Source organism: Aeromonas sp. ANP5 (genome assembly GCF_963870295.1).
Lineage (GTDB): Bacteria > Pseudomonadota > Gammaproteobacteria > Enterobacterales > Aeromonadaceae > Aeromonas > Aeromonas veronii.
Map to the genome: position 1 here is coordinate 1 of NZ_CAWMRY010000064.1, position 11,140 is coordinate 11,140.

The window sequence follows — 11,140 nt, forward strand, 5'->3', positions numbered from 1 at the left end:
CGTCAACTGACGCGCTTTTTGTTGCTCTTGTCTTGGCACAGCTGGCTTATTCGGCCGTCTCGCTGCTGGCAAACTCCGGCACCTTGGCCATGGCATCCAGCACCACCTGAATATCCGCCCCCGGCTTGCAGGCGTTCTCACTCAGGTGACGGCGCCAGGCGCGAGCCCCCTGCATGTTCTGGAACAGCCCCAGCATATGGCGGGTCATGTGGGAGAGGTAGTTGCCCTTGGCCAGCTCCTGCTCGATATAGGGCAGCATCATCCGTACCACCTCATGGCGGCTCGGCACGGCGTTGTTCTGGCCGAACACCAGATTATCCACCTGCGCCAGAATGTAGGGATTCTGATAGGCTTCGCGCCCCATCATGACGCCATCGACGTGTTGCAGGTGCTCAAGGGTCTGCTCCATGGAGGTGACACCGCCGTTGAGAGCGATGGTCAGCTCCGGGTAATCCTGCTTGACCCGATAGACGCGAGGGTAATCGAGGGGCGGGATCTCGCGGTTCTCCTTGGGGCTCAGGCCGCTCAGCCAAGCCTTGCGGGCATGGACGATGAAGGTATCGCAACCGGCATCGCGCACCTGTTCGATGAAGGCCTGCAGAAATTCGTAGGAGTCCTGATCGTCGATACCGATACGGGTCTTCACCGTCACCGGAATATTGACCACATCGCGCATCGCCTTGACGCAGTCTGCCACCAGCGCCGGTTCCCCCATCAGGCAGGCACCAAAGCGGCCATTCTGCACCCGATCGGAGGGGCAGCCGACGTTGATGTTCACCTCGTCATAGCCGCGCTCCTCGGCCAGCTTGGCACAGCGCGCCAGATCGGCCGGATTGCTGCCACCCAGCTGCAGGGAGATGGGGTGCTCCTGCTCGCTGTAACCCAGATAATCCCCCTTACCGTGGATGATGGCGCCGGTGGTCACCATTTCGGTATAGAGTAAGGTCTGGCGGCTCATCAGCCGATGAAAGTAACGGCAATGCCGATCAGTCCAGTCCAGCATGGGGGCGATGGAAAAACGCTGCGCCTGCATAAAAATCATCCGGGTTGGCTAAAGAAAGGGGCGGATTTTATCACAACGTGAAGCAGCCCCAGAAAATGAATTTTGTCGCCGCGCCATGCGAGGCCCTGTGATAGTATCCGGCTAATAGAAAGGGTATCTGCGCGATCATGAATCAAGACCAACTTTTACAACGAGCCGAGCGACTCTGTATACAGCGAGGGATCCGCTTCACCCCGACCCGGCGTCAGGTATTTCGCCTGCTGGCGGCACACGGCAACGCCATCAGCGCCTATGATTTGTTGGCCCAGCTGCAACAAACCGAAGCCAATGCCAAGCCGCCAACCGTCTATCGGGCACTCGATTTTTTGCTCGAACAGGGCTTTGCTCACAAGGTGGAATCTCTCAACGCGTTTATCTTCTGCTGCCACTTCGATCACGCTCACCCGATGCAGTTGTTGATCTGCGACGAGTGCGGGGATGTGGTCGAGCTTCACGATACGGCGATCGATAGCGCGTTTTCCGAGCAGGCCCACTTGCATGGTTTTACTATTACCAATAAGACGATAGAGGCACATGGCCAATGTGCCCGTTGTACGCCCACTGTAGGAAGTCATCATGAAGGCTGATTTTGTAAATCCGTTCCTGCTATCCCTGCTCAATGTGCTCTCGACCATGGCACAGCTGGAACTCAAACCGGGCAAACCGAAACGCAAGATGGATGAGCTGGCACGCGGTGACGTCTCCGGCCTGATCGGCATGGTCGGCCCGCAGACCCGTGGCTCCCTCTCCATCAGCTTCGAGAAGGGGTTGGCGCTGGAGATCATGCGCCGCATGTTGGGGGAAGCTCCCGCCTCCATCAACGAAGAGGTGACCGACATGGTCGGTGAAATCACCAACATGGTGACCGGCGGTGCCAAGCGGATGCTGGGCGAGAAGGGCTACGAGTTTGACATGGCGACCCCCATCATCGTCTCCGGCCCCAACCACACCATCACCCACCGTGCCGATGGCACCAAGATCATGATGCCGTTCGAATCGGATTTCGGTCGCGCTACCATCGAAATCTGCTTCGAGTAACCCTATGTGGAAAGCATTGAAATGGATTTTCATCTGCTGGGCCCTGCTGTTGATCCTGTCGGACATTCAGATCAACACCTCCCTCTACAAGTACGAAGATAACCGGGTGCTCATCAACTTCCCGCGCTGGGAAGCCAAGCAGCCCTGGGGCACCTTCGAGTGGCATGCCGGACGGGTAGAAACCCACTGGTATGGTCTGGAGGGCAAACCCAAGCCGAAAGGCCCGCAAATCTGATCCGGTAACGGATCCGGCAGAAACAGAAGAGGCCAGCTGATGCTGGCCTCTTTGCTATCTCGTTGTTCCTGAATCAAGTCGCTTCGGCCGCCAACTTCCCGCTTGGTCGCACCAGGATGCCGACGATGCAGGCCAGCAGAGTCGGCAGCAGCCAGGCAAGCCCCTTGTCGAACAGCGGCAGGAAGGCAAAGCCGTCCATCGCCATCCCGGCAGCCCCCAGCCCATCGAGGCAACCAAACAGAAAGGCGACCGTCAGCACGCCGCGAAACGCCAGCCGTGGCTGGGCAAACCATCCCTTGAGGAAGGTCACCAGCACCAGCGCGATGGCAACCGGATAGATGGCCACCAGCACCGGAATCGAGAGGCCGATCAGCTCACTCAGCCCCACATTGGCCACCACTGCACAGAGCGCCCCCAGCAGCATGACCCAGTTGCGATAGGCCCAGCCAGTCAAACCTTGGAAATAATCGGCACCGGCACAGAGCAGGCCGACCGCACTGGTAAAACAGGCCAGGGTGATGATGGCAGCCAGAATAAACTGACCCGGTTGGCCAAACAGGCTCAGGACGTAGGCATTGACGATGGCGCCGCCATTACTGATATCGCTCGCCACCCCACCGGCGCTGTTGCCCAGCTGAAAGAGCGAGACATACACCGCCGACAACCCGACCGCCGAGATCAAGCCCGCAATGGTCAGATATTTGAACTGGCTGCGATAATCCTCGATCCCCTTCTGGCGCAGCAACCCGATGATCAGGGCACCAAACATCAGGGAGGCCAGGGTATCCATGGTGTTGTACCCCTCCAGCATTCCTTTGGTCAGGGCTGCATCTATGTACTCACCGCTGGCATCAGGCATGGTGCCCTGCGGCGTCATAAAGACCCCTACCGCCAGAATAAGCAGCATCGCCATCAGGGCTGGGGTCAGATACTTGCCGACAGCATCGAGCAGCTTGCCCCGATCGAGCGCCACCAGGATCACCAGCGCAAAGAAACTCAGGGTGTAGATCAGCAGTCCCTCATGACCGGCATCGCCGAGCCAGGGCTTGAGCCCCATCTCGTAGGCGACCAGACCGGTGCGGGGAATGGCAAAGGCGGGCCCCATGATGATATAGATGGCGATGGCCAACGCCGTCGCCGCCCCGGCAGGCAGATAGCGGGTCATTCCGGTCCAGCCACTCGCGCTGCCCCCCGAACTCCCCTTGGCCACCGCAATCAGGGTGATCAGCGGCAAACCCACTGCCGTTAGCAAAAAGCCGCACATGGCGGCCAGCAGATGCTCACCGGCCATAAAACCGGCCAGCGGCGGAAAAATGATATTGCCTGCCCCCAGATAGAAGGCAAACGTCATAAACCCCAATCCGAATACGTCGGACAACTTCAATGATTTCGTCAAACTCAACCTCATCTGCCTTATCAGCTTGTTATTGATTGCACCCACTGCCTGGCAGATAACCGGTAACAATACCTCTCGCCCCCACACGGCCCGCGGACCGGATGAGGCGCACCACCTTTAGCATAAAGAAGAGGAGTTCGATCTCAATCACCAATTAATATCTTGAAACAATTTACCGCTGTGGAATTAATCGCCGAACAACTCAGCGCTCCATAAACAGGTGTCACACCTGGCGTATGGGAGGTGAGAAGGGGGAAACCGGTTATAGCAGCAAAATACGGCTGCTCAGATGCAATCTGTGTACAGTGACAATTACGGCAGTGCAAAGCGAGGCGAGAAGCGAGGCTCACAGAAAACAAAAGAGCCTGCACGGGGCAGGCTCTTGGCAATATCACATCGGGTGTGATCAGGCAGCTTCGGCAGCCATCTCGGTCGGACGCACCATCACGCCAACTACGCATGCCAGCAGGGTCGGCATCAGCCAGGCGAGGCCCTTGTCGAACAGCGGCAGGAAGGCAAACGCATCCATCTTCATACCGGCAGCACCCAGACCATCCAGGCAACCGAACAGGAAGGCAACCATCAACACGCCACGGAACACCAGACGGGGACGGCCGAAGTAACCTTTCAGGAAGGTGACCAGTACCAGCGCCACGGCAACCGGATAGATGGCAACCAGCACCGGAATGGAGAGGCTGATCAACTGGCTCAGACCCACGTTGGCCACCACGGCACAGATAACGCCCAGCAACACCACCAGCTTCTTGTAAGCCATGCCGGTCAGATTGTGGAAGAAATCGGAACAGGCAGAGATCAGACCGACGGCAGTGGTAAAGCACGCCAGAGTGATGATGGCCGCCAGAATGAACTGACCCGGCTGACCAAACAGGCTCAGTACGTAGGCGTTGACGATGGCGCCACCATTGCTGACATCAGTCGCCACACCGGCTGCAGTATTACCCAGCTGGAACAGGGAGACGTACACCACGCTCAGACCAACGGCAGAGATGAGGCCGGCAATGGCCAGATACTTGAACTGGCTCTTGTAATCGTTGATGCCTTTCTGGCGCAGCAGATCGACGATCAGGGCGCCAAACATCAGGGACGCCAGGGTGTCCATGGTGTTGTAGCCTTCCAGGATCCCTTTCACGAAGGGGCTGTTCTGATAGTCACCGGACGCATCAGGCATGGAGCCTTGCGGTGCTACAAATACCCCGATCGCCAGAGTCAGCAGCAGCAGCATCAGTACCGGAGTCAGGTATTTGCCGATGGCATCCATCAGCTTGCCCTGGTTCATGGAGACCAGAATGGCCACACCAAAGAAGATCACGGTATAGGCCGCCAGACCCGCCTGCCCCATGTCACCGATAAAGGGCTTGAGGCCCATCTCGTAGGCCACCAGACCAGTACGGGGCGCAGCAAAGGCCGGGCCGATGATGATATAGATGGCCACGGCCAGCGCAGTCGCGACACCGGCAGGCAGCAGTTTGGTCATGCCAGCCCAACCGTTACCGGCTTTCGCCACGGCCAGAATGGTTACCAGAGGCAGGCCCACGGCAGTGACCAGAAAGCCAAACATCGCCAGGGAGAGGTGCTCACCAGCCATGTAACCGGCCAACGGCGGGAAAATGATGTTACCGGCGCCCAAGTAGAAGGCGAAGGTCATAAACCCTAATCCGAGTACATCGGACAATGTGAGTGATTTCGTCAAGTTCAACCTCGTCTGTCTTGTAAATTATTGCTTGTTATAGTTTTTATCGGTCGCTGACCGGGTGTGTTCAGGGGGTATAAAAAAAGAGCCCCGCATGTTTTTTCATCGCAACCAGTGGTTTTAGCTGGTCTGGAGCGGGCGCTCGATCTGGAACCAGCATAATGGCGTGAAAAAATAGTTCAAGACGAAATTTACATCTTCAAATAGAAGGGGTTGGTCAGTTGGATATATCTGTCGGAATAGGCCCCATCAGCAGAATGGATCACAATCTCACCCCTCTCACACCTGTTTAATCCTCTGCCAAGTAGCAATAAAACACGATTTGCCTCTTTACCCTCTCTGGTGATAACAGCTGTATAACAAATGCCATGCAGACCATAATTCGCCGAAATGCATAAAATTTCATCGGCCATCGCCGTCGGCAGCACCAGCGCTACCTGCCCGTTCGGGCTCAGCAAACGATCGCAGGCCGCCAGTAATGCGTGGCTGTCGAGGGCGCCGGTATGGCGGGCCAATCCCCGCGCCGGATCGCTAAATGACTGGCCTGCCACGAAATAGGGAGGGTTGGAGACGACAAGATCGTAAGGGTCAGCCTGATAATCCTGAATGGCACTCTCTATGACGGTCACCCGATCGGCCCAGGGAGAGGCAGCCGCATTCTCCCGCGCCTGACTGGCCGCATTAATATCCAGCTCGACCGCATCAAGACGGCAGTCAGATCTGCTGCGCTGGGCCAGCATCAGAGCGATCAGGCCGCTGCCGGTGCCGATATCGAGCACTCGACGCGCCTGTTCGACCGGCGCCCAGGCACCGAGCAAAATGCCATCGGTGCCCACCTTCATGGCGCAGCGATCGTGATTGATATGGAACTGTTTGAAGGTAAATCCGCGACTACGTCCCATCTGGCCCCCGTCATCTGCAAAAATGGTGGGCGATTATAGCGGCTAAGACACACTCACCAATAGGAGCCGACGAGATAATCGCCTATAATCTGCCGTTTCCTTAATGACCGAGTATTGCCATGAGCCAGTCCTTTGATGATTTCGACCTGCACCCAGCCCTCAACCGGGCCTTGGCCGAGATGGGATTCACCCGCCCCACCACCATCCAGCAGATGGTGCTGGAGCCAGCCCTGGACGGCCGCGATATTCTGGCATCCGCCCCGACCGGTACCGGCAAGACCGCCTCTTTCCTGCTGCCGGCACTCCAGCACCTGCTGGACTTCCCGCGCCGCAAGCCGGGCCCCTGCCGCATGCTGATCCTGACCCCGACCCGTGAGCTGGCGCTGCAGGTGACCGCCCACGCCAAGGCGCTGGCGGCTCACACCAACCTCAGCATCGAGACCATCATTGGCGGCGTCAGCCATGAAGAGCAGTTGCCTGCTCTGACCAAGACCACCGACATCGTGGTCGCCACCCCGGGCCGTCTGCTCGAGTACATCGAGAAAGAGGAGTTCGAGAGCCACGACATCGAAGTGCTGGTGCTGGATGAAGCGGACCGCATGCTGGACATGGGCTTTATCAAGGATGTGAACCGCATCGTGGAAGAGGCGCGCTACCGCAAGCACACCATGCTCTTCTCCGCCACCCTGGAAGGGGCAGGCCTTGAGAAGTTCGCCAACGAGATCCTCAAGGATCCGGTGGAGCTGCACGCCGAGCCGCCCCGCAGCGAACGTCGCCCCATCACCCAGTGGATCCATCTGGCCGATGACGCCCCCCACAAGCTGGCGCTGCTGACCCATATCCTGAAAGATCCGGAAACCCAGAAAGCCATCATCTTCGTCAAGACTCGCGAGCGTCTGGCGGAGCTCTCCGGCCAGCTGCAGGCTGCAGGTATCTCCTGCGCCTGGATCCGTGGCGAAATGGAGCAGAGCAAGCGTATCGAGTCGATCCGCAAGTTCCACGAAGGGGAAGTGCCCTTCCTTATCGCCACCGACGTCGCCGCACGCGGCATCGACCTGCCGAACGTCAGCCATGTCATCAACTACGACATGCCCTACGGCGCCGATGTCTACGTCCACCGGATCGGCCGTACTGGCCGCGCTGGCAACCGTGGCTGTGCCATCAGCCTGGTGGAAGCCCACGACATGGCGATGGTCGCCAAGATCGAGCGCTACACCGAGGAGCGCCTCAAGCGCCGGGTGATCGACGAGCTGCGCCCGAAACACAAGGAAGCGCGGGTACCGGTGAAGAAGAAAAAGCCGGTCGACAAGAAGAAGTCCGCCAAGAAGAAAAAGAAGAAGTGATCGCCTGGCGATAAAGAGAAGGGCCATCCCGCGGGATGGCCCTTCTGCATTCTGGATCACTCTGACGAGTGGTTATGCCACCACTCTGCGCATCCCCATATGGGGGATATCATCTTCGAGATAGCCTTCCCCTTCCGCCACAAAACCGTGTTGGCCATAGAAGCCTTGCAGATGGGCCTGCGCCCCCAGCCAAATGCTGTGGGTCGGCCAGCGCGCCTCGCACGCCTTGACCGCCTCGCTGATCAGCTGGTGACCGAGACCGCCGCCGCGCGCCTTGGGTGAGGTCACCACCCGACCGATGGCAGAACCGCTCTCGTCGCCGATGCCGGGCGCCATGATCCGCGCATAGGCGGCCAACAGATCGCCCTGATAGCCGAGCAGGTGCCAGACCCCTTCGCGGCGATCGAGCCCGTCCAGATCCTGAAAGGGGCAGGTCTGCTCCACCACGAACACCTCGGCCCGCAGCGCCAGCAACTCATACAACTCGTCAGTGGTCAGTTCAGACCAGGGTTTCAGGATCCAGTTCATCGGCAACTCCTTATCAGTTCGGCCTGCCAGCATAATCGTGGCGCCAGCGCCCTGCATTAACCTTTGTTAAGTTCTTTCAGCCGTTTGCGAATGCGGCTCAGACTAATGGGAGTGATACCGAGATAGGCGGCGATCTGGTGATCCGGCACTCTGGCATCGAGTGCAGGAAAACTGTCGAGAAAGTGCTGATAGCGCGCCTGCGGGCTGCCGGTCAGCAGCAACTGCTCCTTCTCCTCCTTGATGCGCAGCTGCACCTCCAACAGGTGCTGGTACCAGCGCGGCCAGCCGGGCAACTGGCGCAAGTCGGCCAGACTGAACAGCTGCAGACGGCAGGGCTCCAGTGCCTCCACACTGTAGCGGGCAGGCTCGCCACTGAGCAGGTGGTGGAAGTCGAGAAACTCGTCCCCCTCCCAGTAGAACTCCTTGATGTACTCGCGGCCATCCTCCAGCACCAGCTTGGCCCGCAGCAGCCCCTGCTCTACCCTGACCAGCAGAGCCGGGCTGTCGCCGGCGTGCCAGAGGCAGCTTTTCGGGCTGAGGGTCAGCGGGCGGGCAAAAGAGAGGAGGCGCGCGGCCTCCTCTTTATCTGCGACCTGCGCCCAATCGAAGGGGGGTCTGTCGGTCAGCATGATTAACCGCGACGCTGACGCACGGCTTCAAACAGGCAGACGCCGGTTGCCACCGAGACGTTGAGGCTGGATACCGCCCCTGCCATCGGGATGCTCACCAGCTCGTCGCAATGTTCGCGGGTCAGGCGACGCATACCTTTACCTTCGGCACCCATCACCAGCGCCATCGGGCCGGTCAGTTTGGCCTGATAGAGGTCGTGATCGGCCTCGCCAGCGGTGCCGACAATCCAGACGCCGCGCTCCTGCAATTCGCGCAGGGTGCGGGCCAGGTTGGTGACCTGAATGAGCGGCACCACTTCAGCGGCGCCACAGGCAACCTTGCGCACGATCGGGGTGAGACCCGTGGCCTTGTCCCGCGGCACGATGACCGCATGAGCCCCGGCAGCATCGGCGCTGCGCAGGCAGGCGCCGAGGTTGTGCGGGTCGGTCACGCCATCCAGCACCAGCAGGAAGGGCTGGTTCTGTTGTGCCGCCAACTCATCCAGCAGGCTAGCCAGATCGTGCTCTGCCAGCTTCGGCGCCTCTTTCACCCGGGCCATAATGCCCTGGTGATTGTTGCCTTCCGCTTTGTCATCAAGGGTCTTGCGGTTCACGCTCTGCACCTTGAGGCCGAGGGACTCCAGCTCGGTCAGCAGGGGTTGCAGCCGGTCGTCATCCCGCCCCTTCAGCGCCCATACCTCGATGAAACGCTCGGGAGTGCGCTCCAGCAGCGCGGTGACAGCGTGAATGCCGTAGATCAGTTCAGTGCTCATGTTCAAGATCCGTAGGTCGGATCGCATAAATGCGTCCCGAAGAAAAATGGCCGTACCGGCAGCCTGACCACCATGATGTAGGTCTCGTCACCGGTCGCTAAATGATGACGCATCATACCAGAGAGACCGGCATCTAGGGAGGAGGAAGCTGCTCGGCCAAGCTCCGAAACTATGACAGGCCTCTTGACCCGGCGGCGCCATCATCCTTAATGGCATATCTGACCCTACTCTCGGCTGATTGCAGGAGGACAATACCCTGCCCGGCAGTGACTAAGTGGGCTCGCTGCGCGGCGCTCAAAACGGTAGCTGTCCCAATTTCAGCCCTTGGAGATCAGCCCTTTCGTTGTTGATGTTCGACTTCAACACGGCTCAGGATGACTAATTTATTGATCTTGCCCAGAAAGCCATCATCTCCCACTTCCCTCTCCAGCATCGCTCGCTAATATAGCCGTTTGGCAACAGCCTCGTCGGAGTCACCCATGAGCCAGGCCAGCGAAACCGCGCAGGTAAAAAGCAGCAGGCTGGGGGCTGACACTCAGGGGCGGTAGCCTTGCCGGATGGAATGCATAAGCGAGTAGCACGAGTGGCGCGATCACTGAACATGGTGACGGCCTTATGTAGATTTCTGAGCGGCTCACGCCGCCGTGGCTTGGCCGTGCCGTCCATAAGCAACCCACGTACTGTTTTTTATATGGTCGTAATGACGGCGCAAAAATGGCGCCAATAGCCCCCCCCCCACGGGCGCCAGAGGTGAGTCTGGTAATATTATGATTTAATGATGATTTTTACTTTGCGGCGATCAAAATGTTACGGAGTTATATGGAATGCTCTGCTAACGGTTCAGTACCGCCGTCTATCTAATCGCTGTTGGGCTGCACCAACAATCTCTCTCTCAGGAGAACTCATGGTCAAGGTGTTTCATGCTTTTCTTGCGGCTGTTCTATGCAGTGCTGCGTTCACGGTTACCGGAGCGGATGCTCAGCCCCAAGCTGTCTCTCTCGGCGATCGTTCATTCGTGCATCGCTGGTCAAAAGACAACCAAAACGAGTTCACGCCTGAGGAGCAAGCCGATCTCACCAAATGGGAAGAGATGGTTACCCTTATCACGCACCCCAACGTTACGGATGGCGATCAACTCGCGAACCTGGCCAACACTGTCCTTGGCAACTATCAACGATCGGGGAAGATTCTTCGGACAGATTCAAAGCCACGCACCAAAAAGCAGCCCGCGGAGCACTTGATCGTTGTAATTCTCGGTGTTCCTGGTGTTATGGAGGCAGCTTTTGCGCGCGTAATGCTGGTCAACGGCAGGGGCCTAATCGTCGTTTATTCGCGTCGTGCATATGGCGACGGTGCAGCTCAAACCATTGGTAAGTGGTTACAAACCAATGGCCCAACGACGGAGAAGACTTTGATGGAGTGGACGCAGTATCCGCTGCCCTCAGCTCTGAAATCGTTGCCACAGAGTAAATAAGTGTAGCCCAACAACGCGCTCCAGCCGACGGTCCTCGCCCTGCGGGCTCGGCCTTCCCTCGCTTCGTTCGGCGTGTAGTGGTCAACTAAA

12 protein-coding genes are annotated in these 11,140 nt (G+C 58.5%); 5 read left to right on the top strand and 7 right to left on the bottom strand.

The window, feature by feature from the left end:
- Window positions 1-46 precede the first annotated feature (46 nt).
- Window positions 47-1,033, bottom strand: a complete 987-nt coding sequence (gene dusA / locus AACT07_RS21795; RefSeq protein ID WP_069530017.1) for a tRNA dihydrouridine(20/20a) synthase DusA — start codon at window positions 1,031-1,033, stop codon at window positions 47-49.
- Between the two features lie 137 nt (window positions 1,034-1,170).
- Here dusA and zur point away from each other — a divergent pair, with 137 nt between their 5' ends.
- The 3 genes from zur to AACT07_RS21810 are packed head-to-tail and all read left to right on the top strand — an operon-like array spanning window position 1,171 to window position 2,315.
- The gene (gene zur / locus AACT07_RS21800; protein WP_005335805.1) at window positions 1,171-1,629 is read left to right on the top strand and encodes a zinc uptake transcriptional repressor Zur; all 459 of its coding nucleotides are present in this window, start codon (window positions 1,171-1,173) and stop codon (window positions 1,627-1,629) included.
- Window positions 1,619-2,080 (top strand): chemotaxis protein CheX, encoded by a 462-nt coding sequence (locus AACT07_RS21805; RefSeq protein WP_005343179.1) that lies wholly within the window; start codon window positions 1,619-1,621, stop codon window positions 2,078-2,080. Before zur ends, AACT07_RS21805 begins: the two co-directional genes overlap by 11 nt.
- 4 nt (window positions 2,081-2,084) lie before the next feature.
- Complete coding sequence (locus tag AACT07_RS21810; RefSeq protein ID WP_069530018.1) at window positions 2,085-2,315, top strand: hypothetical protein; 231 nt, start codon at window positions 2,085-2,087, stop codon at window positions 2,313-2,315.
- Between the two features lie 73 nt (window positions 2,316-2,388).
- On the opposite strand, the gene brnQ (AACT07_RS21815) is transcribed toward AACT07_RS21810, so the two are convergent.
- From brnQ (AACT07_RS21815) to AACT07_RS21825, 3 genes are all read right to left on the bottom strand, one after another.
- A complete protein-coding gene (brnQ, locus tag AACT07_RS21815; protein WP_069530019.1) occupies window positions 2,389-3,666 on the bottom strand; it encodes a branched-chain amino acid transport system II carrier protein in 1,278 nt (425 codons plus the stop codon).
- 451 nt (window positions 3,667-4,117) lie between these two features.
- Window positions 4,118-5,422: a branched-chain amino acid transport system II carrier protein gene (gene brnQ / locus AACT07_RS21820; protein WP_005335813.1), complete on the bottom strand. Its 1,305-nt coding sequence runs from the start codon at window positions 5,420-5,422 to the stop codon at window positions 4,118-4,120.
- 191 nt (window positions 5,423-5,613) lie between these two features.
- Window positions 5,614-6,324, bottom strand: coding sequence for a tRNA1(Val) (adenine(37)-N6)-methyltransferase (locus AACT07_RS21825; protein WP_069530020.1), 711 nt, complete (start codon window positions 6,322-6,324; stop codon window positions 5,614-5,616).
- Window positions 6,325-6,443: 119 nt separating this feature from the next.
- Between AACT07_RS21825 and srmB the strand changes: the two genes are divergently transcribed.
- Window positions 6,444-7,667 carry an ATP-dependent RNA helicase SrmB gene (srmB, locus tag AACT07_RS21830; RefSeq protein ID WP_069530021.1) on the top strand — a complete coding sequence of 408 codons (1,224 nt, stop codon included), beginning with the start codon at window positions 6,444-6,446 and terminating at the stop codon, window positions 7,665-7,667.
- Between the two features lie 72 nt (window positions 7,668-7,739).
- Here srmB and AACT07_RS21835 read toward each other — a convergent pair whose 3' ends face one another.
- Genes AACT07_RS21835 through rlmB form a run of 3 tightly spaced genes read right to left on the bottom strand, consistent with a single transcriptional unit; the run spans window position 7,740 to window position 9,576 of the window.
- Window positions 7,740-8,195, bottom strand: a complete 456-nt coding sequence (locus AACT07_RS21835) for a GNAT family N-acetyltransferase (protein WP_069530022.1) — start codon at window positions 8,193-8,195, stop codon at window positions 7,740-7,742.
- A gap of 56 nt (window positions 8,196-8,251) precedes the next feature.
- Window positions 8,252-8,824: a Crp/Fnr family transcriptional regulator gene (locus tag AACT07_RS21840; protein ID WP_069530023.1), complete on the bottom strand. Its 573-nt coding sequence runs from the start codon at window positions 8,822-8,824 to the stop codon at window positions 8,252-8,254.
- Between the two features lie 2 nt (window positions 8,825-8,826).
- The gene (gene rlmB / locus AACT07_RS21845; protein ID WP_069530024.1) at window positions 8,827-9,576 is read right to left on the bottom strand and encodes a 23S rRNA (guanosine(2251)-2'-O)-methyltransferase RlmB; all 750 of its coding nucleotides are present in this window, start codon (window positions 9,574-9,576) and stop codon (window positions 8,827-8,829) included.
- Window positions 9,577-10,480: 904 nt separating this feature from the next.
- Between rlmB and AACT07_RS21850 the strand changes: the two genes are divergently transcribed.
- The gene (locus tag AACT07_RS21850; protein WP_069530025.1) at window positions 10,481-11,050 is read left to right on the top strand and encodes a hypothetical protein; all 570 of its coding nucleotides are present in this window, start codon (window positions 10,481-10,483) and stop codon (window positions 11,048-11,050) included.
- Window positions 11,051-11,140 lie beyond the last annotated feature (90 nt).